This is a genomic window from Rathayibacter festucae DSM 15932, assembly GCF_004011135.1.
GTDB classification, from domain to species: Bacteria; Actinomycetota; Actinomycetes; order Actinomycetales; family Microbacteriaceae; genus Rathayibacter; species Rathayibacter festucae.
On sequence record NZ_CP028137.1, the window covers coordinates 73,328 to 95,563 of the forward strand.

Below are 22,236 nucleotides of genomic sequence, written 5' to 3' on the forward strand. Positions count from 1 at the left end.
GGCCCGACCGTCTCGACGACGAGGAGTTCGATGCGCTTCGCGACCCACGTGCTCGTGCTGCAGCTCGCGACGGTCACGGCGGCCGTCCTGGTCTGCGCGGGCCTCGTCACCGCGCTGAGCGTGCAGCAGCTGCAGGGCGAGGCGGAGGAGACGGCGCTCGCCATCGCCCGCACCGTCGCCGAGGACGCCGACGTGCGCGACGCCGTCGCCGCGTCCTCCGCCGACCCGGCCGTGCCCTCCCGGGCCGAGCTGGAGGGCGGGACGCTCGAGACCGCCGCCGAGGCGATCGAGGAGCGCACGGGCGCCCTCTTCGTGGTGATCACCGACGACCGCGGCATCCGGCTGGCCCACCCCGACCCCGAGCGGCTCGGCGAGGTGGTCTCGACGAGTGCGGAGGAGGCGCTCGCCGGCCGGGAGTCGGTGTCCTGGGGCACCGGCACGCTTGGGGAGTCCGCGCGGGCGAAGGTGCCGGTCTACGGGCCGGACGGCGCGCGCGTGGTCGGCGAGGTGAGCATCGGCTTCGCCCGCTCCAGCGTCTTCGACGACCTGCCGACCGCGCTGCTGGGCGTGCTGGCGGCGGCGCTCGCCGGGCTCGTGCTCGCGGCCGTCGCCTCCGTCTTCATCCGGCGCCGGCTGCTGCGGCTCACCCTCGGGCTCGCTCCGGAGGAGCTCACCGCTCTGGTGCAGGACCAGGCCGCGGTGCTCGACGGGGTCGACGAGGGGGTGCTCGCCCTCGACCGCGACGGACGGGTCGGCGTCTGCAACGCGCGCGCCGCGGCGATCCTCGGCTCGGAGGACCCGAGCGGGCGGGCGCTGCACGGCCGCGCGCTGGGCGACCTCGGGCTGCCGCAGCCGCTGGCCGACGCGATCGCCGCGGCCCTCGCCTCGACGGAGCCCTCCCGCGGGACCGGCGAGGAGGGCTTCGTCGTGCGCTCCCGCATCGTCTACGTCGACATCCGGCGGGTCACCCGCGGCGACCGCGACCTCGGCGTCGTCGTGGTCCTGCGCGACCGGACGGCGCTCGCCGCCCTCAGCCGGCGGCTCGACGCCGTCGGCGCGATGACCAACGCCCTGCGGGTGCAGCGGCACGAGTTCGCCAACCGGCTTCACGTGGTCGCCGGGCTGCTCGACGCCGGCCGGACCGGCTCGGCGCGCGAGTACCTCGACGAGGTGCTGACCCGCGGACCGCTGAAGTACCCGGTGCAGCACGCCGACCGGCTGCAGGAGCCCTACCTCCAGGCGCTGGTCGGGGCGAAGGGGATCGAGGCGGCCGAGCGCGGCGTGCTGCTGACGCTGGGGGAGGAGACGCTGGTGCGCGGGACGGTGATCGAGCCGGAGGACGTCGCGACGGTGGTCGGCAACCTCGTCGACAACGCGGTGCGCGCGGCGGTCGAGGGGAGCCGGGACGTCCGGTTCGTCGAGGTCGAGCTGCTCGACGACGGGGACGCGCTCTTCGTGACGGTCGCGGACTCGGGAGACGGCGTCGCCGATCCGGAGTCGCTCTTCGCGCGCGGGCCGGGCGCGGTGGAGGAGGACGACGACCGCGTGCACGGCCGCGGCTTCGGGCTGCCGCTCTGCCGCGAGGTCGCGGCGCGGCGCGGCGGCGAGGTCTGGCTGGCGGACGCCGGTGGCGAGTCCTCCGGGGCGGTGCTCTGCGCGCGGCTGCCGGGCGCGGTCCTGCCGCCGGAGGAGCTGCCCGACGAGTCGCCGCTCGAGGAGGAGGACCGATGACCCCGGATCAGCAGGAGCGCACCGTGCTCGTCGTCGACGACGACTTCCGGGTGGCGCAGCTGCACGCCGACCTGGTCGACACTCGGCAGGGCCTGCGGGCGCTGCCGCCGGTGCACACCGCGCGGGCGGCGCGCGCGGCGGTGCTCGAGCACGCGCCGGACCTGCTGCTGCTCGACGTGCACCTGCCGGACCAGAGCGGGATCGCGCTGCTGCGCGAGCTGGAGACGGACGCGTTCGTCGTGAGCGCCGCCTCCGACGGGGCGACGGTGCGGAAGGCCCTGCATGCGGGGGCCCTCGGCTACCTGATCAAGCCGTTCGACGCGCGGCTGCTCGGCGAGCGCCTCGACGCCTACGTGCGCTTCCGCAACGTGCTGCGCGAGGACCGGGTCGCCGACCAGGAGGCGGTGGAGCGGGCGCTGCGCATCCTGCACTCGGGCGATGCGGCGGCGACCCAGCCGTCCCGCTCCGCGACGGAGCAGCTGGTGCTGGCGCGGCTGTCCGAGTCCGGCGCCGAGCTCTCGGCCCTGGAGGTCGCGGAGCGCGCCGGCATCTCCCGCGCGACGGCGCAGCGCTACCTCTCGGGCCTCGCGGGCCGCGGCCTGGTCGAGATGACCCTCAGCTACGGGACCACCGGCCGCCCGGAGCACCGGTACCGAGCGAAGTAGCCGCACGACGAAGGCTGGGACGCACGATCCGGGGCATTCCTCCCCGGACCGGCGTCCCAGCCTTACTTCTGCAGGTCAGTGAGTCGCGTCGACGTCCGCGCCCGCTGCTTCGGCCACGCGCTTGCGCTCCGCGGCCTCGGCGGCCATGCGGCGGCCCTTCGGGCTGACCAGCGAGGCGATGACCGTGACGGCCAGCACTCCGATGATCACGGTGAGCGAGAGGCCGGTGCCGATCTCGAAGACCTCGACGTGCTCGCCGCCGTTGATGAACGGCAGGTTGTTCTCGTGCAGCGCGTGCAGGATCAGCTTCACGCCGATGAAGGCGAGGATCGCGGCGAGGCCGTAGCTGAGGTAGACGAGGCGGTCGAGCAGGCCGTCGATCAGGAAGTAGAGCTGGCGCAGGCCCAGCAGTGAGAACGCGGTGGCGGTGAAGACCAGGAAGACGTCGCTGGTGAGGCCGAAGATCGCGGGGACGCTGTCGAGGGCGAACAGGATGTCCGTGCCGCCGATCGCCGCCATCACCAGGATCATCGGCGTGAGGACCTTCTTGCCGTCGATGTGGGTGTAGAACTTGTCCCCGTCGTACTGGTCGCTCGTCTTGAAGATGCGCTTGGCGAGGCGGACCATCACGTTGTCGCCGGCGTGCTCGTCGCCGGGCTTGACCAGGTTGAACGCGGTCAGCAGCAGGATCAGGCCGAAGAGGTAGAAGATCCAGGCGAAGGAGTTGATCAGCGCGGCGCCGAGGAAGATGAAGCCGGTGCGGGCGATCAGCGCGAAGACGATGCCGAAGAGCAGCACCTTCTGCTGGTCGGCGCGCGGCACCTTGAAGCTCGCCATGATGATGAGGAAGACGAAGAGGTTGTCGACCGACAGCGCCTTCTCCGTGATGTAGCCGGCGAAGTACTCGGAGCCGGGGGTCGGTCCGCCGAAGACCAGGACGCCGACGCCGAAGAGCACGGCGATGCCGACGTAGAGGGCCGACCAGAGCGCGGACTCCTTGAGGGTCGGCTCGTGCGCCTTGCGCACGTGGAAGAAGAAGTCGAAGAGCAGGAGCAGGACGATGAAGACGATCGTCAGGGTCCAGATCAGGGGCGACACGGTCATGTGGGGGCTGGCCTCGCTCGAGAAGGGGGATGGGGACGGTCGTGGGGGCTCCGCACGGCGGTAGAACGCTAGCGATCAGGCGGGCGGGTGGGACCGTTGTCCGACGGATCGTGAGTATCTTCTCAGTTCTTCCGCTCGTCTTCGCGCTCAGCGGCCGGAGGGCCACACTGGTCCCATGCCCGGCACCGCGGTCGACAGGACCTTCCAGGACGCCTACGGCGTGACGATCCACTGGCGCTGGTGGTCGCACCCGCGTCCGAGGGCGATCGTGCAGATCGCGCACGGCGTCGGCGAGCACTCCGGCCGCTACGTCGAGCTCGCCGAGGCGCTCGTCGCCGCGGGCTACGCCGTCGCCGCCGACGACCACCGCGGGCACGGGCGCACCGGCCTCGAGCAGCACGGCGGCGACGTCGCCGAGCTCGGCCGGCTCGGGCCGGGCGGTCTGCGCGCGGCGGAGGAGGCGATCAACCGGCTCACCCGCGAGCTCGCCGGGGAGAACTGCGGCGTCCCGATCGTCCTGCTCGGCCACTCCTGGGGCTCGCTGATGGCGCAGCGGATCGTCGACCACCGCTCCGCCGACTACGCGGCCCTGATCCTCAGCGGCACGGCCTACCGGCTGCCCGGCTACATGAACGCGGGCGATCTGGCGCGCCGGCACCGGGTGCCCGGCGGGCTCGGGCTCGAGTGGCTCTCGCGCGACCCGGCGGTCTGGCAGCTCTTCCACGACGACCCGCTGACTTTCACCACTCCGCTCGCGAAGCGGATCGGGCTGCGCGAGACGCTCCGCCTGATCGGCCGGCCCGCCCGGCGGCCCGAGCACCCGCTGCCGCTGCTGCTGGTGGTCGGCGCCGACGACACCCTCGGCGGCGAGCGCTCGGTACGGGCGCTGGCGCAGGCGTACCGCCGCCGCGCCGGCTACACGGACGTCAGCGTGCGGGTGTACCCGGAAGCGCGGCACGAGCTGTTCCAGGAGCTCAACCGCGTCGAGGTCACGGCCGACCTGGTCGGCTGGCTCGACGACCGGTTCCCGGCGGCAGGGGAGGACGTCGCTCCTCCGGCCTAGGCTGACGTCATGCATGGCGAGTACAAGGTCCCCGGTGGAAAGCTCGTGGTCGTCGACCTCGACGTGGTCGACGGGAGGTTCGCCGGCTTCCGGCTCGCGGGCGACTTCTTCCTCGAGCCCGACACGGCGCTCGACGACATCGACCGCGCGGTCGTGGGGCTGCCGGCCGAGAGCGACGCGAAGACGATCGCCGCGGCCATCCGGCAGGCGCTCCCCGCCGACGCCGTGCTGCTCGGCTTCACGCCCGAGGCCGTCGCGGTGGCGATCCGGCGCTCGCTGCAGCAGGCGACCAGCTGGCGCGACTACGACTGGCGGATCGTGCACGCGAAGGCGGTCTCGCCGTCGATGCACCTCGCGCTCGACGAGGTGCTCACCGCCGCCGTGGGCGAGGGGCGCCGCGAGCCGACGCTGCGGATCTGGGAGTGGGACCAGCCCGCCGTGGTGATCGGCAGCTTCCAGTCGCTGCGCAACGAGGTCGACCTCGAGAACGCGGAGAAGTACGGCGTCGAGGTCGTCCGCCGGATCTCCGGCGGCGGCGCGATGTTCATGGAGGCCGGCAGCGTCGTCACCTACTCGCTCTACGTGCCCGGCGACCTGGTGCAGGGCCTCACCTTCGCCGACTCCTACGCCTTCCTCGACGAGTGGGCCGTCAGCGCCCTGCAGTCGCTCGGCATCGACGCGGTCTACCAGCCGCTCAACGACATCACCTCGCCCTCCGGCAAGATCGGCGGAGCGGCGCAGAAGCGGCTCGGCTCCGGCGCCGTCCTGCACCACGTCACCATGAGCTACGACATCGACGCCGAGAAGATGGTGCAGGTGCTGCGGATCGGGCGCGAGAAGCTCTCCGACAAGGGCATCGCCTCCGCCGTGAAGCGCGTCGACCCGCTGCGCAGCCAGACCGGGCTCAGCCGCGCCGAGATCATCGAGCGGATGAAGGCGACGTTCGTCCAGCTGCACGGCGGGACCGCGGGCGACCTGACGGCCGAGGAGTACGCGGAGGCCGAGGAGCTCGTGGCGTCGAAGTACTCGACGCCGGAATGGCTGCGCCGGGTGCCGTGAGGCGGGGCGCCCTCGGGGGCGCCGGCTCCGCTCCGCTCAGCTCGCGAGGAGCTCCTGGTAGTCCGGGTGCTCGGCGATGAAGTCGGCGACGAAGGGGCAGAGCGGGACGACGTGCGCTCCCCGCTCGTGCGCGTCGTCCAGGGCCGCCCCGACCAGGCGGTCGCCGAGGCCCTCGTGCCGGTGCTCGGGCGCGATCTCGGTGTGCAGGAAGACCACGTCCGCGCCGCGGACCGCGTAGTCGGCGAGGCCGACGTTCTCGCCGTCGACCCACAGCGTGTACTGGGACCGGTCCTCGTCGTGGCGCACCTCGGAGATCATCGCGTCACTCTACGCCGGGGCCCACGGCGGCCCGGGCACCCGCCCGCCGAGGCGTGTCGGCGGGGCCCGCGCCGTGTCGGAGGGGCCCGCGCCCCCGTGACACCATTGCGGAGTGCCCAGGACGATCCAGATCGCGGACGGCGTCCCGGAGACCCGGAGCGCGGTGATCCACGCCGAGAACCTCGAGGTCCTGCCGCTGCTCGCGGACGGGTCCTTCACCGTGGTGTACCTCGATCCGCCGTTCAACACCGGGCGCGCGCAGGTGCGGACGTCGACCACCTCCGTCCGCTCGGCGACCGGGACCATCTCCGGCTTCAAGGGCCGCAGCTACGAGCGGATCCGCGGCGACCTCCTCCGCTACGACGACCGCTTCGACGACTACTGGTCCTTCCTCGAGCCGCGCCTCGCCGAGGCCTGGCGCCTGCTCGCCGACGACGGGACCCTCTACCTGCACCTCGACTACCGAGAGGCGCACTACGCCAAGGTGCTGCTGGACGCTCTGTTCGGCCGCGAGTGCTTCCTCAACGAGATCATCTGGGCCTACGACTACGGCGCCAAGGCCACCAAGCGCTGGCCGACCAAGCACGACACGATCCTCGTCTACGTCAAGGACCCGCGCGGCTACCACTTCGACTCCGCCGCCGTCGACCGCGAGCCGTACATGGCGCCCGGCCTCGTCACCCCCGAGAAGGCCGAGCGCGGCAAGCGCCCCACCGACGTCTGGTGGCACACCATCGTCTCGCCCACCGGCCGCGAGAAGACCGGCTACCCCACCCAGAAGCCCGAGGGCGTGCTCCGTCGCATCGTCCAGGCCTCCAGCCGCGAGGGCGACGCCGTCCTCGACTTCTTCGCCGGCTCCGGCACCACCGGCGCCGTCGCCCACGCCCTGGGCCGCCGCTTCGTCCTCGTCGACGAGCACGCCGACGCCATCGCCGTGATGCGCCGCCGCTTCGCCGCCCACGACCCGGAGCCGCTGTACCTCTGACGCCCCGCCGCCCCCTCGTGGCCCGGCCCCGCGGTCTCCCCGTCCCATTCCTCAAAAGTTGCGGTAGTCGCGCGCCACTACCGCAACTTTTGGAGAGTGGGTGGCGCGTTCGAGGGGCGGGGCTCCTCCACAGGGGGGTCGCGAGGGGCGGGAGCTGTGGAGAACGGGATCGGGCTCGAGGAGCGGGCCACCATCGGGGGATGAGCGAAGCAGCCGGTCCCCTCGGAGCCTTCACGCGTGGTGCCGCGATCAAGGCCGGCTGGTCGGAGGACCGGGTCCGTACTCGCGCTCTCGCCCGCCCGTTCCACGGGGTGCGGACGCTCGTCGAGCCGAGGACCCACCTGCAGCGAGCGCAGGCCTACGTGCCGAGGCTGCGAGCCGGGCACTTCTACTCGCACCTGACTGCGGCGGTCGTCTTCGGGATCCCCGTGCCGATGCGCGCCGCCGAGGACGATCCCGTCCACGTGTCTGTCTTCGATCCGGCTCGTCCGCCCCGGTGCCGCGGGGTGATCGGGCACGTGATCTCGGCGACCAGGGTGAGCGTGGTCGAGCGACTCGGGCTCCCCGTCACCGATGCCGTCTCGACCTGGCTGCTCCTCGGAGCGGAGCTGCCGCACAAGGAGCTGGTCACGGCGACCGACAACCTCCTGTTCGTCCCGCGGACAGCCTCGATCGATCGTCCCTTCGCGACGAAGGAGCAGCTCGCGCTCGTGCTCGACGCCTACCACGGGCGAGGGTCACGGGCACTTCGAGCGGCGCTGGCCGTCGCGTCGGACGCCGCCGCCTCGCGACCCGAGACCGACCTGCGTCTCGCCGTCGTCGAAGCAGGCCTCCCCACGCCGCGGGCGAACGCCCCGATCAGGGCGGGCGGTCGCCTCATCGCGATCGGCGACCTCGTCTTCGAGGAGTGGAAGGTGCTGGCCGAGTACGACGGAGCTCATCACCGCACCGGAGACGCCCAGTTCGCCCGCGACCGGCAGCGCCTGCTCGACCTCCAGCTCGCGGGCTGGATCACCGTGCCCGTCCGCGCCGAGGGCCTGGCCCGCGGACGCGCGCGCACGATCGCCGAGATCCGCGCCGCCCTCCGCGCCCACGGCTGGGTCGGCTGACGCGCATCGACTCTCCAGAAGTTGCGGTAGTCGCGCGCCACTACCGCAACTACTGAGGAGTGGCGTCGGCTGATCGCCGCTCCCGACTCGGTCACTCTCCAAAAGTTGCGGTAGTCGCGCGCCGCTACCGCAACTTCTGAGGAGTCGGGGAGGCCTCAGCCCTCCGCGCCGCCGCCCCCACGCCCCGCACGCCCCGCACCGGTTCGGCCGGTCGCCGCTCCTGACTCGGTCATCCTCCAGAAGTTGCGGTAGTCGCGCGCCACTACCGCAACTTTTGAGGAGTGGGGAGGCGCCGCCACGCGCACCCCACGGCCGGGCCGGCTGCTCGCGGCTCCCGGCTCGGCGACTCCTCGAAAGTTGCGGTACTCGCGTGTGACTACCGCAACTTTTGAGGAATGGGGGGGCGGGGGAGGACGGGCGGGGAGGACGGGCGGGTGAGGACGGGCGGCGAGGACGGGCGGGGGCTCGCGGGGAGGGGAGGTGCGCCGGGCGCGGTCAGGAGCTCGCGCGGACGATCAGCTCGGTGGGCATCAGGGTGCGGTGCTCGACGTCGGCGCCCTCGAGGCGGGCGGTCAGGAGCTCGGCCATGCGGGCGCCGAGCTCGACGGGGACCTGGCGGACGGTGCTGAGGGCGGGCACCGCGGAGCGGGCGAAGATGTCGTCGTCGAAGCCGACGACGGCGACGTCCTCGGGGACGCGCCGGCCGGCCTCGCGCAGCGCGGCGTAGGCGCCGACGGCCATCTGGTCGTTCGCGGCGAAGAGCCCGTCGATCGCGGGATCGCGCTCGAGGAGGCGGCGCATCGCCTCCGTGCCGCTCTCGGGCGAGAAGTCGCCCCACTCGACCAGGGAGTCGTCGAGCCCCGCGTCGGTCAGGGCGCTGCGCCAGCCGATCAGGCGGTCGACACCCGGCGGCATGTCGGCGGGGCCGGCGATGGTCGCGATGCGGCGGCGGCCGCCCGCGATCAGGTGCGCGGTCGCGACGGCGGCCCCGTCGGCGTTGTCGACGTCGACGAAGTAGGAGTCGCGCTCGTCCGGCGAGAGCGGCCGGCCGCCGAAGACGATCGGCAGCGAGTTCGACAGCGCGGCGTAGGAGTGGTCGCCGGAGTGGTGCGAGACGACCAGGGCGCCGTCGACGTTGCCGCCGAGGAGGTAGCGCCGGGTCTTCTCGCCGCTGGTCTCCGAGGCGATCAGCATCGAGAGCGTGTAGTCGGTGTCGGCGAGGCGCATCGCGGCGCCCTGCACGATCGCGGCGAAGAACGGGTCGGCGAAGACGCGCGCGGTCGACTCCGGCACGATCAGCGCGATCGACTGCGTGCGCCGCGAGGCGAGCATCCGCGCCGCGCGGTTGGGCACGTAATCGAGCTCGGCGATCGCCTTCTGCACGGCGGCGACGATCTCCGCGGCGACCTGCGGGGCGTTGTTGACGACCCGCGAGACCGTCGCGCGCGAGACCCCGGCCCGGGCGGCCACGGCCTCGAGCGTCGGCGAGCGCCCGCCTCCCCTGATCCCCTCGGACACGGTCTAGTCCAGCGCCTCGGCCGCGGTGCCGCCGATGAGCCGCGAGTAGACGAGTCCCGAGTCCTTGATCAGCCGCTCCTGGCTCGAGTAGTCGACGCGGACGATACCGAAGCGCTTCTCGTAGCCCCAGGCCCACTCGTAGTTGTCGAGCAGCGACCAGACGAAGTAGCCGCGGACGTCGGCGCCCTGATCGATCGCGTCGGCGACCTTCTCGACGTGGTCGAGCACGTACTGCGTGCGGTCGACGTCGTGCACGCGGCCGTCCTCGACGACGTCGTCGTAGGCGGCGCCGTTCTCGGTGACGTAGAGCGGCGGCAGGTTCTCGTACTCCAGGCCCAGCCGGGTGAGCAGGTAGCGCAGCCCGTCGGGGTGCACCTCCCAGTCCATCGCGGTCCGGGGGAGGCCGCGCGAGGGGAAGGTGATCGACTCCGAGCCGACCCACGGCGAGCCGACCTCGCGCTCGGTGGCCTGGGCGAAGTCCTCCGCGCCGGCCGGCAGCGGATGCCCGGAGACGTTGTCGTCGTGGTAGTGGTTCACGCCGAGGAAGTCGAGCGGCTGCGCGATCGTCGCGAGATCGCCGTCCTGGATCAGCTCGTCCAGGCCCAGGCCCGCGACGTCCTCGAGCAGGTCCTCGGGGTACTCGCCGAGCAGCAGCGGGTCGAGGAAGATGCGGTTCTGCAGCGCGTCGAAGCGGCGCGCGGCGTCGAGGTCGACCTCGTCCTCCGGGTCGTCGGGGACGGCGTTGGAGAGGTTGAGCGTGATGCCGAGGTTCTGCGCGCCGAGCTCGCGCAGGGCCGAGACGGCGAGCCCGTGCGCGAGGTGAGTGTGGTGCACGGCGGCGAGAGCGGCCTGCTGGGAGATCACGCCGGGCGCGTGGATCCCGGCGCCGTAGGAGAGCAGGGTCGAGCAGAACGGCTCGTTGAAGGTGGTCCAGTGGGCTACCCGGTCGCCCAGGCGCGCGTGAACGGCCTCCGCGTAGTCCCGGAAGCGCTCGGCGGTGTCGCGGTTCGTCCAGCCGCCCGTCTCCTCCAGGGCCTGCGGGAGGTCCCAGTGGTAGAGGGTCAGCCAGGGCAGGACGCCGGCGCCGAGCAGCTCGTCGACGAGGCGGGAGTAGAAGTCGAGTCCCTCGGTGTTGACGGCGCGGTCGCCGGGCTTCACCCGCGACCAGCTCACCGAGAAGCGGTAGGAGTCGAGGCCGAGGCTCTTCATCAGCTGCACGTCGGCCGGCATGCGGTGGTAGTGGTCGACGGCGACCTCGGGGGTGTCACCGTTCGCGACGGCACCGGGGACGCGGGAGAAGGCGTCCCAGATGCTGTCCTCCTTGCCGCCCTCGTGGCCGGCGCCCTCGATCTGCGCGGCGGCGGTGGCGGAGCCCCAGAGGAATCCGGCGGGCCAGTCGCGCGCGGCGAGGCGCTCGGCCAGGGCGATCTGCTCCGGCAGGGTCGGCGAGGCGGGGGAGGGGGGAACGGTCACTGCGGACTCCTTCGGCGGCTGTCCCGTCATCCTACGACCATCCCGGTGGAGCGCTCTCTCACCGCGCTGGCGGGGTGGGCGGTGGGTCGGGCGGCACGGCGGGCGGAGGCGTGGCCCCGGGAACGCCGACGGCCCGGCACGCCGAGGCGTCCGGGCCGTCGAGGGTCGCGGGGAGTCGACCGGGCGCAGCGCTCAGCCGCGCCGGTCGCCGTCCTCCGTGCGCCGGGGCGCCGTGGCGACGGAGTCGGTCCGCACGTCGGGCTCGATGCTCCCGGCGGCGAGATCGGCACCGGCGCGGGCGGCCATCTGCGGGTCGGTGCGGCGCAGCTCGGCCGCGGCGTCCTCGTTCGCCAGGTCGTGCGCCTCCTGCATGGCCGACTTCGCCCGCAGCGGCGGGGTCTTCAGGAACCAGGAGAGCACGAAGGCGAGCAGCACCACGCCGAGCGCGACCTGGAAGACCGTGACCGTCGCGTCGTTGAAGCCGGTGAGGAACGGCGCCGAGAGCGCGTCGTTCGCCGTGTTCAGGAACGAGGTGTCGCCGTCGAGCGCCGAGCCGATCGCGGCGGTGTCCTGCGACTGCAGCAGCTTGAGGATGCCGGCGTTGGCCGGGTCGGCCGCGATGGTCGGGTCCGAGGCGGCGGCCTGCAGGTTCGCAGCGATCGTCGGGTTCTTGAACGCGGCGGCGATCGTCTCCGGGATGCGGCTGAACAGCACCGAGAAGATGACCGCGGTGCCCAGCGTGCCGCCGATCTGGCGGAAGAACGTCGAGGCGCTGGTCGCGACGCCCATGTTCGCGGTGTCGACCGAGTTCTGCGAGGCGAGGGTCAGCGTCTGCATCATCTGGCCGAGGCCGAGGCCGAGCAGCAGCATGCCGCCCATCACGAAGATCACCGGCTTGTCGATCGAGACGAAGGACAGGTAGAAGAACGCCGCCGACATCAGGAAGGTGCCGAGGATGGGGAAGGCGCGGTAGCGGCCGGTGCGGGAGATGATCTGGCCCGAGACGATCGAGGCGATCATCAGGCCGAGGATCATCGGCAGCATCAGGAAGCCGGACTCGGTCGGCGTCGCGCCGTTGACGAGCTGCAGGTAGAGCGGGAGCGCCATCATGCCGCCGAACATGCCGAAGCCGACGAGGACGCCCAGGACGGTCGCCATCGAGAAGGTCGGCGAGCGGAAGAGCTTGAGCGGGATCAGCGCGTCGTCACCCATCATCCGCTCGGCCGCGATGAAGCCGACGATGCCGAGCACGCCGACGACGTAGCAGACCCAGGCGATCGGCGAGCCCCAGCCCCACTCGCGGCCCTGCTCGGCGACGAGGAGGAGCGGAACGGCGGCGACGATGACGAGCGCGGCGCCCCACCAGTCGATCCGGACGGAGCGGCGGGCGGCGGGCTTGGGCAGGTGCAGGAAGCGCACCACGATGAAGAGCGCGACGGCGCCGATCGGCAGATTGATCAGGAAGACCCAGCGCCAGCCGGTGATGAAGAGGATCTCGGGGGTGCCGGCGAGGAGCCCGCCGATCAGCGGACCGACGACGCTCGAGATGCCGAAGACGGCGAGGAAGTAGCCCTGATACTTGGCGCGCTCGCGCGGCGGGAGGATGTCGCCCATCACCGTGAGGGCCAGCGACATCAGTCCGCCGGCGCCGAGGCCCTGCACCGCGCGGAAGCCGGCGAGGCCGAGCATCGAGGTCGCGAAGCCGGCCAGGAGCGAGCCGATCAGGAACAGGACGATGGCGATCAGGTAGAGCGGGCGGCGGCCGAAGATGTCGGAGAGCTTGCCGTAGATCGGCGTCGCGATCGTCGAGACGATCAGGTACGCGGTGGTGACCCAGGCCTGCTGCGAGAGGCCGTCGAGGTCGTCGGCGATGGTGCGCATCGAGGTGCCGACGATGGTCTGGTCGAGCGAGGACAGGAACATCCCCGCCATCAGGCCGAAGATCACGAAGAGGATCTGGCGGTGCGTCATGATCGCGCCCGACGGGGAGGCGGCGGTCGCGGGCGGGCGGGCGGAATCGGTCACGGGGGTCCCCTTGTCTGGCGGACGCCGCCAGGGCACGGCGGACCGCCGCAAACGTTGCGTGCTGCGCAAAGTTACACCGCGTGCGAGCTCACCGGCACTGCTTCCGGCGAGCCTGTGGAGGATCTCAGAGGGCGCCGCCCGATCCGGGGTCCGAGATCGTCGGTCAGGGTCCGGGAAGGCCGTCGATCCGGGCCCGGGAGCGCACCCGAGCGAGCGCCCGGAGCGCCGGCGACCGAGGGTCCGAAGCGCCGCCGATCAGCTGTGCGCCGGCACCCCCGCCTCGGCCCAGCCGGCCTCGCGGAGCGCCGCCCGCGCCTCGGCCCGCGCCGAGTACGGCGTCCGCACGCCCTCGATGTCGCGGTAGTTCTGGTGCCCGGGTCCCGCCCAGAGGATCGAGTCGCCCTCGTGCGCCAGCGACACCGCGACGCGGATCGCGCGCTTGGGGTCGTCGACCTCGTGGATCTCGCCGTCGGGACGCGCCGCACGGGCCGCCGCCAGCAGCGTGGCGCGGATCGACGCCGGGTCCTCGAAGCGCGGGTGGTGGTCGGTGATCACGAGCACGTCGCTACCCGAGACCGCCGCCTCGGCCATCGCGGGCCGCTTGAGGGCGTCGCGGTCGCCGTCCGCGCCGAAGACCATGATCACGCGGCCGGGGGTGACCTCGCGGACCGCCTCGAGCGTGCGGGCGAAGGCGTCGGCGCTGTGACCGAAGTCGACGTAGACGGTGGGGCCGCGCTCGCCCGAGACGCGCTCGGTGCGGCCGGGGAGCGAGACGTCGAGGCCGCCGTCGCGGTGCAGGGCGGCGCGGATCTCGCCGATCGGGCGGCCCGCCTCGATCAGCATCACGATCGCCAGGGCGGCGTTGGCCGCCATGTGCGAGCCGATGATCGGGACGGAGGTGGTGATCGCCCGGTTCTCGCGGTTCTCGACGCGGAAGTGGGTGCGGCCGAACTCCTGCTCGAGGATGCTCACCCGCCAGTCGGCGTCGACGTCGGGGAACGACGTGATCGTGGTGACGGGCACGCCCGCCTCCGCCACGACCCGCTGCCCGGCGGGCGAGTCGAGCGAGACGACCGCGCGGCGGGAGCGGTCGGGCTGGAACAGCTGCACCTTCTGGGCGAAGTAGGTGTCCATGTCGCCGTAGTCGTCGAGGTGGTCGTGGCTGAGGTTCGTGAACGCCGCGACGTCGAAGACGACACCGTCGACGCGGTGCCGGGTGAGGGCCTGCGCACTGACCTCGATCGCCGCGGCGCCGACGCCCTCCTCCTGCATCCGGGCGATGAGGGCGTGCAGCTCGGTGGCCTCGGGAGTGGTCAGCCCGCTCGTCACCGAGGTGTCGCCGATGTGGCGCTCGGCCGTGGAGCTCAGGCCCGGCACGACGCCGAGCTGGCGGAGCATCCCCTCGAGCATGTGCACCGTCGAGGTCTTGCCGTTGGTGCCGGTCACGCCGAGGAGCAGGGGAGCGCGCTCGGTGGTCGCGTAGACGACGGCGGCGACGGCGCCGAGGCGGGCGCGCGGGTCGTCGACGACCAGCACGGGCAGACCGGTGGCGCGCGAGGCGGACTCGCCGGCCGGATCGGTGAGGACGCCGACGGCGCCGCGCTCGGCGGCCTCCGCGACGAAGTCGGAGCCGTGGCGGTGGACGCCGGCGAGGGCGACGAAGAGGTCGCCCGGCTCGACGTCCGAGGCGGTGAGCGTGATCCCGGTCACCTCGACGGGCGGGACGTCGCCGTCGGGCAGCTCGATCGCGCGGGCGAGGGCGGGGAGGGGGACTGCTCGGACGTGCAGGGGGCGCAGCATGGGGTCCTCTCGTCTTCGGGACCGGTGGGCGGCTCATCCGAGGGGGCGGATGCGCGCGGTCGCCGAGGCTGTCACTCAAGCTAGGGGGTCTGCTTATGTGAATCCTTTGAGGATATTCGACACCCGCGTGGAGGAGCAGTGCTGAACGGAGACACCCCTGGGTGCTTGACAGCGCTCTCCGCGGGCGCGAACGGGCCCCCGCGTAGGCTCGGAGCATGACCTCGGACGAGAACCCGGCCCCCGACGGGCGCCCCGTACGGCGCCGAGCCCTGGTGATCGGGGGAGTCGCCGTGGCCGCCGGGATCGCCGCCGTCGGCGTCAATGCGGCCCTCGGTGCGGGGCGCGCGAGCGCTCCGACGGCGTCCGCGAGTCCGAGTGCCACCCCGGGCGCGTCGGCCGGCACCTCCGCCTCGGCGAGCGCCGCTCCGGTCGAGACGCCGACCGAGACGCCGACGCCGACCGCGACGCCGGGGATCGACCTCTCCGCCCACTCGAACGACGACCCGGCCAGCATCTGGGTGGTCGTCAACAAGCTGCGCACCCTGAATCCGGTCGACTACGTGCCGGCCGACCTCGTCTACCCGGACGTCCGCTACGTCAACCGCCAGCCGATGCGGCAGGCGACCGCGGACGCGCTGGTGCCGATGTTCGCGGCGGCTTCGAGCGAGGCCGGCCTGACGCTCGCGGTGCAGAGCGCCTACCGCTCCTACGACACCCAGGTCAGCGTCTACGCCGGCTGGGTGTCCTCGCGCGGCCAGGCCGGAGCGGACGCGACCAGCGCGCGCCCGGGGCACAGCGAGCATCAGACCGGCTGGGCCGTCGACGTCGTCGGCTCCTCGGGGACCTGCGCCCTCGAGATCTGCTGGGGCGACACCCCCGAGGGCCAGTGGGTCGGCGCGAACGCGCACCGCTTCGGCTTCCTCGTCCGCTACAAGCCGGACACCACGCCGATCACCGGCTACGAGTCCGAGCCGTACCACCTCCGCTACATCGGCGTGGAGCTCGCGCAGCACCTGCACGACGCCGGCATCCCCACGCTCGAGCGCCTGTTCGGGCTGCCGGACGCCCCCGACTACGCGCCGGGCACGGTCTCGTAGCGGCGTCTCCGGACGGTTGATCGGCGGGCTCGCGAGCACCCCCTCGCGCCTTCCAGCGCGCTCTGTCGGGCGTCACACGCCACGTCTCCCCGTCGAACGACCGCTTGCCTAACCTCTCCTTGAACGCGAGGCAGGCTCGCTTTCGATCGAAGGAGATCTCATGACATTCCCGCTGCTCGCCTCCTCGAGGCGCTCGTCCGCACTGTCCTTCACGGCCCTCGTGGCCGTCTCCGCACTCCTCGCCCCGGCCGCCATCGCCGCCGAGGATCCGGGCCCCGCCGACGCTCGCGTCGGCGACGGTCGCCGAGGCCCTCGAGAACGTCGAGAGGGTCGATCCGACTCTCCTCCACGACGCTGTTCTCGAGGGTGCCGGGACGGCCGCCCTGGGCTCCGGCTCGGTCGTCGTGCCGTCCGATCCGTCCGCCGGTGTCCGGATCGGCGACGGCGCTCGGACCGTGATCGTCGATCTCCCTGCCGCGGAGAGCTCTGGTCCGGCTGCCGCCCTCGCGGACGGGGGAGTCGTGTACCCCGCGGCTCACAGTGCGACCTCCGTCGTGGTCGGCGATCGAGGCGTGCAGATGCTGACGACGATCGCGGATGCCCAGGCTCCGGCCGACTACTCCTACGACGTGACCCTCGCCGAGGGGCAGCGGCTCGAGCTGCTCGGCGACGGAGCGGCGGTCGTCAACGCCGACGGCGGCATCGCGCTGCTCATCGGAGCAGCGTGGGCGATCGACGCGGACGGGGACCGGATCCCGACGCACTACTCGGTGTCCGGTTCGACCCTCACGCAGACGGTCGATCACTCGGCGCCCGGAGTGGCGTACCCGGTCGTAGCCGATCCGGCGTGGCTGGCGCCCTTCGTGTTCAAGTGCCTCATCGGACTCGGAATCAACGGACCGCAGATCGTGTCGATCATGGCGTCGGGCGGGCCGGGATCGATCGGTGGAGGGCTGGCCGTGTCGATCATGGTCTGCCTCAGGGGAAAGTAGGGCCGGAGCGTGTTCCGCCGACGCTCACCTGAGCGCTTATCGCGTGAGCTCCGCTCGATCGATGACGCCATCGAAGCCCATCCCTTCAGGTCCGAGCCGATCACGCGCGCCTTCGCCGTCATCGAGGACGGCGACGGGGACAAGGAGCTGATCAGCGCGCGACTCCGTGAGCAGGGCCTGCCGGAACTTCAGACGATCGGAGCTTCCACGCTGCGGTACTCGCTCAGCTGGTGGTGGCTGCACAACCGGCGGCGCGCGGCCGTGCGGAGGATCGAGCGGCAGCGGGGTTGAACCCGCTCGTCGTCCGTCGGTGAGCCTGCCCAGTGCTCGAACGGACTGGGGAGCTGTCGGCGCATCCGTTGGAGGGGTGACAAGCCTGTTGAGACGCGGGCGGGAGGGGTTCCCGCCCGCGTGGCCGAAAGGCGGAAGGGAAGCACGGTGCTCCGGAGACCGACGCGGGAGAAGCTGCAACGCGAGCTGGAGGTGATCGACGCCGCGATCGCCGGACATCCGTTCTCCTCCGACGTGCTCGTTCGCCTCCAATCGGTCTTCGCCGAGAGCGACGGCAGTGGGAGGGACGGGCAGCGGATCAACGCGCGCCTGGCGGAGGAGGGTCTGCCGACCATCCCGGGAATCTGGATCTTCTACGCCCGGAACTTCTCCAGCTGGGGGTGGCTGCACAATCGGCGGCGTGCGGCCGTGCGGAGGATCGAGCGGCTCGGGGGCTGAACGCGTGTCCGTTCGGACATCCGGATGTGTCCGGAAATCGGTCCGCAAGGGCTTGCGGAGACGGCCGCGATCAGAAGCGGACGTGACAGACGGGCGTTGTTACCGTACCGTTACTCGGAGTGCTTTCGGAGGTCACCCTTAGGGGACTCCGACTCCCGCGTGGTGACATGGCCGCTTCCCCCTGAAATCCCGCACGCCCCCGCCCCCGTGCGCACCGACCCGTGAGTTCCCCTGTGCCCCACAGTTCCACCCGTTCCACCGTGCCCGCTGCCGCCGAGGTCGCCCCCGCCGACGCTCAGCTCGCACCGCCGCTGACCCGCCGTGAGGCGCGCGAGCGCGAGGGCCGCGTCCGCGCGACTCCGGTCGCCGCTCCCGCCGCCCCCGCCGTCGAGCCCCGGCCCCGGCCGTCCTCGCTCCCGCCGCGCTCGCGCCGGCCGCCGAGGGCATCCGCCCCTCCGCCGGAGCCCCGCTGCACCCCGCGAGCGGCGACGTCTTCCCCTCCCGCCGCGACCGCCGCGCCGCCGAGGGGCACCGCCAGCGCGTCGAGCCCGCTCGTCGCGGCTCCTCCTTCTTCCGCCCCTCGCGCCGGCACCTCGTGCTGGCGATGTCGGGCGGGCTCGTCCTCGTGGCCGCCGCCTCCGGCGTGAGCCTCACCGTCGGCGCCTCCGCCGACGCCGAGTCGGCGACCGCCTCCACCGCCGCCCCGACGGCGACGGCCGCGCCCGTCACCGTGCTGCCGGCCATCACGGCCGACGCCCGCGTGGTGCTCAGCAGCGTCTCGACCACCACCGGCACCGTCGCCGGCGGCACGAGCGTCACCATCGCCGGCTCGAACCTCGACTCCGTCGCCACGGTCCGCTTCGGCGACGCCGAGGGCAGCGTCACCGTCGACAACCCCGACCAGATCACCGTCACCGCTCCGCCCGCCGACGGCGAGACCGAGGGCGTCGTCCCCGTCGCCTTCTTCGACGCCGGGGGAGCGCCGATCACCTTCGACGCCGTCACGGACTCCGTCGCCGCCGCGACCGTGGACGGCACACCGGTCGAGACGGTGCAGCCCGCCGTGAACACCACGACTCCGACCGAGGAGCCGCTGACCGCGACCACGGCCACTCCGGCGGCCGCCGACGCGACCGCCACTCCGACGGCCACTCCGACCGCGACGCCGGCCGCCGCCGCGACCGAGGCGCAGCCCGCCGAGCTCGTCGCCCCCACCGCGACCGCCTCGCCCAGCCCGACCGCGACCGGCGTGCTCGCGACCACCAAGGTCGTCGCCTCCGCGATCACTTTCGCCTACACGCCCGACCCGGCGATCGAGGCCGCGAAGGCCGCCGCCGCGCTCGAGGCCAGCCGCCTCGCCTCGCAGCTCGACTATCTGCAGACCTACTGGTCCGACTACAACTCCGCGCAGTACGGCGTCATCGGCGGCAACGACTGCGTCAACTTCACCTCCCAGTCGCTGATCGCCCGCGGCTGGGAGATGGACGGCGAGTGGAGCTACTCGCGCACCGGCGGCTACAGCTCGGCCTGGGCGTCCTCGACCGCCTTCAACTCCTATCTGGCCGCGCACCCGGAGCGGGCGACGCCCCTGACGAACGCGCAGCGCGCGGACGTGAAGCCCGGCGACGTCGTGCAGTTCGACTGGGACGGCTCGGGCGACTGGGACCACACCGGCGTCGTCACGAGCGTGAAGGGGAGCACGATCCTCTACTCCTCGCACACCGCCGACAACCTCGACCAGAGCATCGACTCGGCCTCCGCCGGACGCATCATGTTCTGGAGCGTCTGAGCCGGAACCGGAGCCGCGAGTTCAGGACTCCGCAGGGAGCCCGGACACAGCGAAAGAGGCCGCCGTCGCATCAGCGACAGGCGGCCTCTTCGTCGTTCGACGCGGGCGTCAGTTCTTGAAGACGTCCTTGACGTCCTCGCCGACCTTCTTGGTGTGCGCCTTGGTCTGGTCGGCCTGGCCCTCGGCCTCGAGCTTCTCGTTGTCGGTCAGCTTGCCGGCCGCTTCCTTGGCCTTGCCGAGCAGGTTCTCGGCCGCGTTGCGGATCTTGTCGTCAGCACCCATGAGGGGCTCCTTCCGTTCGATTCGGTTCGTCCTCCGGCGACGGCCGCCGGAGGAAGTGGTGGGCGAGCGCGGGCGCTCGCGGGTCAGGCGACCCGGTCCTCCTTGGAGAACCCGGCCCGGGCGCTCGAGGCGACCTCGAGCACGACGGGCAGTCGCGCGCCGAGCAGGCGATCGAGCTCCAGGACCTCCTGGTGCACCGCGTCCACGACCGTGCGGGGCGAGACCCCGCCGCGGGGCAGAACCCGGACCTTGAGCGCCGTCGACGAGCCGTGGCGGTAGGCCGAGACAGTGACGTCGATCAGGTCGGTGCGCCCGGCCAGCGCGTTCTCGAGCACGTCCTCGGCGAAGCCGGTGGCGATCTCGACCTCTCCGGCGACGCCGCTGGACGAGCCCGCGTCAGTGAGGACGGTGCTCGTGCGGCCGTGGCCGTGCGCGGAGATCAGGACGATCGCGAGCACGATGCCCAGCAGGCAGATCCCGAGGATCGCGTAGAGCGGCCACAGCACGGCGGCGTCGGACCAGGCGGTGCCGTCCTCCGGCGAGATGCGGGAGACGAGGGCCGCGCCCTGGCCGTCCGCGAAGTCGGCGACCGCGTCGCGGACCGGCTGCGAGACGGCGATCAGGACCAGGCCTGCCGTGACGGCGGCGAGGACGAGGCCGAGCAGGAAGAGGATCAGGCGGTTCACGAACCGGTTGCTCGTGGTCATCAGATCCTCCCGGACTCGGAGATGCGGACGGTGGCGCGGGTGGCGGGCGTCGCCGCGATGCGGCTCAGCTCGTCGTCGACCGCGGACTGCACGGAGTCGCGGTCGACGGTGATCCCCGAGGAGGGGGTCACCTCGATCACGGCGGTGCGGCGGCCGATCGAGGCGCGGGTGTCCTCGCGGCGCGAGCGGGCCGCCGAGCGGGCCGAGCGGGCGAGCGAGGAGGCGATCACGCCGTCGTCGATCACCACGGCGAGCCGGTCGTCCGCCACGGTGTGGCGGGCGCGGGCCCCCGGGGCGAGGGCGAGGACCAGGAGGATCAGCGCCAGCACCGCGGTGCCGACGGCGATGCCGATGATCGCGCCGGAGGCGAGATCGGTCACGCCCACGATCGCTCCGAGGAGCGCGGACGGGGCGAGCAGCAGCGGAGCGGCTCCGAAGATCGCGAGCACCGCCTCCGTTCCGACGTACGCGGCGATCAGGATGATCAGCACGAGCACGACGATCTGGGCGGCCGAGCGCGAGCTGTGGGTCTCGCGGCGCAGGTAGCGGCGGTAGCGCGCGTCCGGTGCCGCGTCGCGCGGTGTGGCTGCGGGGCTCATGCGACTCTCCTCGTGGCTCGGGTCGGGGTGCGGGTGCCGGTCACGCGGATGTCCACGCGGCTGACGGTGCGGCCGGTGAGCGCGCCCATCCGGGAGGCGATGGCCGTCCGGTCGCGGTGGAGGCGGTCGAGCAGGCTCCCCTCGGCGGTGGAAGCGCCCTCGGTCAGGACCGGGGCGGAGACGGCGAGCGCGAGGCCGCCGCTGTCGTCCGACAGCCGGACGCGGATCGCGGAGACCTCGACGCCCAGCTCCTCGTGGACGACCGCCACGGCCATCCGCTCGAGGGAGCGGACGGAGATGGTGACGGTGCCCGGCTCCGACGGAGCGGTCCGCTCGCCGGGACGCTGGTCGAGTGCGGTCACGGCGACTCCTAGCGGGAGGTGGTGCGGCCGCGGAACACGTCCACGAGGCTGCGCACGTCGAGCGAGCCGTCCAGCATCCGCGCGATCAGGACGCCGAGCGCCATGAAGACGGCGGTGAGGACGAAGCCCCAGAAGCCGAAGAGCAGGGCGGCGAAGGCGAGGACCGCGCCGACGACGAGGCCCAGCGTGGTGCTGCGGCCGGCCGGGGCGGGTGCGGGGGTGCGGGGGTCGCTCATCGGACGCGGCTCTCGGTCTCGGTGTCGCCCTTGTCCTCGCCGGGGATGTGCACGTCGACGATGGCGACGTTGATCTCGGCGACGGACATGCCGACGAGCTCGGTGATGGCCTCGGAGACCGCGGCGCGGACCTGGTCGGCGACCGACTGCATCGGCACCGGGTACTCGACGACGAGGGTGACGTCGGCGGCGACCTGGGTCTCGCCGACCTCGACGCTGACGCCCTGGGCGTGGTCGTTGCCGCCGACGGCCGAGCGGATCGCGCCGAAGGCACGGGCGGCGTTGTTGCCGAGGGCGAAGACACCGGGCACCTGGCGCGCGGCGATGCCGGCGACCTTGGCGATCACGGCGTCGTCGATGACGGTGCGGCCCTGAGCCGTGCCCGAGGCGGCGCTGTTGCCGAGGCTGGTGACGGTGTCGACCGACGCCTTGTCGACGCGGGGGGCGGTGGGAGTGGCGGGGGTGGCGGGGGTGCGCGTGCTGTCGCTCATGGTGACTCCTGTGCGTGTCGTCGGCCGCTGGTGGTGCGCGGCCGGGGTCGGGGAGTCCGGCGGATTTCCCGTCGGGCTGTGCTTTCATGAGTGAGACGGAGC

At 72.6% G+C, this 22,236-nt stretch carries 23 protein-coding genes; 11 read left to right on the forward strand and 12 right to left on the reverse strand.

The features are described 5' to 3' along the window. Positions 1-30: 30 nt before the first annotated feature. Together C1I64_RS00350 and C1I64_RS00355 are read left to right on the forward strand one after the other, a co-directional pair. Positions 31-1,731 carry a sensor histidine kinase gene (locus C1I64_RS00350; RefSeq protein ID WP_127885863.1) on the forward strand — a complete coding sequence of 567 codons (1,701 nt, stop codon included), beginning with the start codon at positions 31-33 and terminating at the stop codon, positions 1,729-1,731. Next, positions 1,728-2,396 (forward strand): response regulator, encoded by a 669-nt coding sequence (locus C1I64_RS00355; protein ID WP_123444973.1) that lies wholly within the window; start codon positions 1,728-1,730, stop codon positions 2,394-2,396. Before C1I64_RS00350 ends, C1I64_RS00355 begins: the two co-directional genes overlap by 4 nt. A 75-nt stretch (positions 2,397-2,471) precedes the next feature. Here the strand turns inward: C1I64_RS00355 and C1I64_RS00360 are convergent, their stop codons facing one another. Beyond that, on the reverse strand, positions 2,472-3,500 hold the full coding sequence (locus C1I64_RS00360) for a TerC family protein (RefSeq protein ID WP_127885864.1): 1,029 nt from the start codon (positions 3,498-3,500) through the stop codon (positions 2,472-2,474). A 175-nt stretch (positions 3,501-3,675) separates the two neighbouring features. On the opposite strand from C1I64_RS00360, the gene C1I64_RS00365 reads away from it, so the two are divergent. After that, complete coding sequence (locus tag C1I64_RS00365; protein ID WP_127885865.1) at positions 3,676-4,563, forward strand: alpha/beta fold hydrolase; 888 nt, start codon at positions 3,676-3,678, stop codon at positions 4,561-4,563. 9 nt (positions 4,564-4,572) lie between these two features. Continuing rightward, complete coding sequence (gene lplAB, locus C1I64_RS00370; RefSeq protein ID WP_127885866.1) at positions 4,573-5,622, forward strand: lipoate-protein ligase LplAB; 1,050 nt, start codon at positions 4,573-4,575, stop codon at positions 5,620-5,622. A gap of 36 nt (positions 5,623-5,658) precedes the next feature. On the opposite strand, the gene C1I64_RS00375 is transcribed toward lplAB, so the two are convergent. After that, entirely contained in the window at positions 5,659-5,940 is a 282-nt protein-coding gene (locus C1I64_RS00375) for a GNAT family N-acetyltransferase (protein WP_127885867.1), read from the reverse strand. Between the two features lie 112 nt (positions 5,941-6,052). On the opposite strand from C1I64_RS00375, the gene C1I64_RS00380 reads away from it, so the two are divergent. Next, entirely contained in the window at positions 6,053-6,925 is an 873-nt protein-coding gene (locus C1I64_RS00380) for a DNA-methyltransferase (protein ID WP_123444978.1), read from the forward strand. Between the two features lie 200 nt (positions 6,926-7,125). Continuing rightward, positions 7,126-8,034: a hypothetical protein gene (locus tag C1I64_RS00385; RefSeq protein ID WP_127885868.1), complete on the forward strand. Its 909-nt coding sequence runs from the start codon at positions 7,126-7,128 to the stop codon at positions 8,032-8,034. A gap of 495 nt (positions 8,035-8,529) precedes the next feature. Here C1I64_RS00385 and C1I64_RS00390 read toward each other — a convergent pair whose 3' ends face one another. From C1I64_RS00390 to C1I64_RS00405, 4 genes are all read right to left on the reverse strand, one after another. Then, entirely contained in the window at positions 8,530-9,552 is a 1,023-nt protein-coding gene (locus C1I64_RS00390; RefSeq protein ID WP_127885869.1) for a LacI family DNA-binding transcriptional regulator, read from the reverse strand. A 3-nt stretch (positions 9,553-9,555) separates the two neighbouring features. After that, a complete protein-coding gene (locus C1I64_RS00395; protein WP_127885870.1) occupies positions 9,556-11,055 on the reverse strand; it encodes a GH1 family beta-glucosidase in 1,500 nt (499 codons plus the stop codon). A gap of 162 nt (positions 11,056-11,217) precedes the next feature. Beyond that, a complete protein-coding gene (locus C1I64_RS00400; protein WP_123704617.1) occupies positions 11,218-12,996 on the reverse strand; it encodes an MDR family MFS transporter in 1,779 nt (592 codons plus the stop codon). A gap of 309 nt (positions 12,997-13,305) precedes the next feature. Further along, positions 13,306-14,850: a Mur ligase family protein gene (locus tag C1I64_RS00405; RefSeq protein WP_127885871.1), complete on the reverse strand. Its 1,545-nt coding sequence runs from the start codon at positions 14,848-14,850 to the stop codon at positions 13,306-13,308. Between the two features lie 215 nt (positions 14,851-15,065). On the opposite strand from C1I64_RS00405, the gene C1I64_RS00410 reads away from it, so the two are divergent. The 5 genes from C1I64_RS00410 (at position 15,066) to C1I64_RS00430 (ending at position 19,457) form a co-directional block, all read left to right on the forward strand. Continuing rightward, complete coding sequence (locus C1I64_RS00410) at positions 15,066-15,947, forward strand: M15 family metallopeptidase (RefSeq protein WP_127885872.1); 882 nt, start codon at positions 15,066-15,068, stop codon at positions 15,945-15,947. Positions 15,948-16,525: 578 nt separating this feature from the next. Continuing rightward, positions 16,526-16,939, forward strand: coding sequence for a hypothetical protein (locus tag C1I64_RS00415; RefSeq protein WP_127885873.1), 414 nt, complete (start codon positions 16,526-16,528; stop codon positions 16,937-16,939). A 9-nt stretch (positions 16,940-16,948) separates the two neighbouring features. Further along, positions 16,949-17,230: a hypothetical protein gene (locus tag C1I64_RS00420; RefSeq protein ID WP_127885874.1), complete on the forward strand. Its 282-nt coding sequence runs from the start codon at positions 16,949-16,951 to the stop codon at positions 17,228-17,230. A gap of 192 nt (positions 17,231-17,422) precedes the next feature. Beyond that, a complete protein-coding gene (locus C1I64_RS00425; RefSeq protein ID WP_127885875.1) occupies positions 17,423-17,668 on the forward strand; it encodes a hypothetical protein in 246 nt (81 codons plus the stop codon). 604 nt (positions 17,669-18,272) lie between these two features. Then, positions 18,273-19,457: an amidase domain-containing protein gene (locus C1I64_RS00430; protein WP_127885876.1), complete on the forward strand. Its 1,185-nt coding sequence runs from the start codon at positions 18,273-18,275 to the stop codon at positions 19,455-19,457. Between the two features lie 108 nt (positions 19,458-19,565). Here C1I64_RS00430 and C1I64_RS00435 read toward each other — a convergent pair whose 3' ends face one another. From C1I64_RS00435 to C1I64_RS00460, 6 genes are all read right to left on the reverse strand, one after another. Further along, positions 19,566-19,739 carry a CsbD family protein gene (locus C1I64_RS00435; protein ID WP_123444986.1) on the reverse strand — a complete coding sequence of 58 codons (174 nt, stop codon included), beginning with the start codon at positions 19,737-19,739 and terminating at the stop codon, positions 19,566-19,568. A gap of 83 nt (positions 19,740-19,822) precedes the next feature. Next, positions 19,823-20,446, reverse strand: a complete 624-nt coding sequence (locus C1I64_RS00440) for a hypothetical protein (protein WP_127885877.1) — start codon at positions 20,444-20,446, stop codon at positions 19,823-19,825. Beyond that, positions 20,446-21,045 carry a hypothetical protein gene (locus tag C1I64_RS00445; protein ID WP_123734983.1) on the reverse strand — a complete coding sequence of 200 codons (600 nt, stop codon included), beginning with the start codon at positions 21,043-21,045 and terminating at the stop codon, positions 20,446-20,448. The genes C1I64_RS00440 and C1I64_RS00445 overlap by 1 nt, the downstream gene beginning before the upstream one ends. Further along, a complete protein-coding gene (locus tag C1I64_RS00450) occupies positions 21,042-21,407 on the reverse strand; it encodes a hypothetical protein (RefSeq protein ID WP_127885878.1) in 366 nt (121 codons plus the stop codon). Before C1I64_RS00450 ends, C1I64_RS00445 begins: the two co-directional genes overlap by 4 nt. Positions 21,408-21,415: 8 nt before the next feature. Then, on the reverse strand, positions 21,416-21,643 hold the full coding sequence (locus C1I64_RS00455) for a DUF2273 domain-containing protein (protein WP_123444990.1): 228 nt from the start codon (positions 21,641-21,643) through the stop codon (positions 21,416-21,418). Beyond that, the gene (locus tag C1I64_RS00460) at positions 21,640-22,134 is read right to left on the reverse strand and encodes an Asp23/Gls24 family envelope stress response protein (RefSeq protein ID WP_123702013.1); all 495 of its coding nucleotides are present in this window, start codon (positions 22,132-22,134) and stop codon (positions 21,640-21,642) included. Before C1I64_RS00460 ends, C1I64_RS00455 begins: the two co-directional genes overlap by 4 nt. Positions 22,135-22,236: the final 102 nt, after the last annotated feature.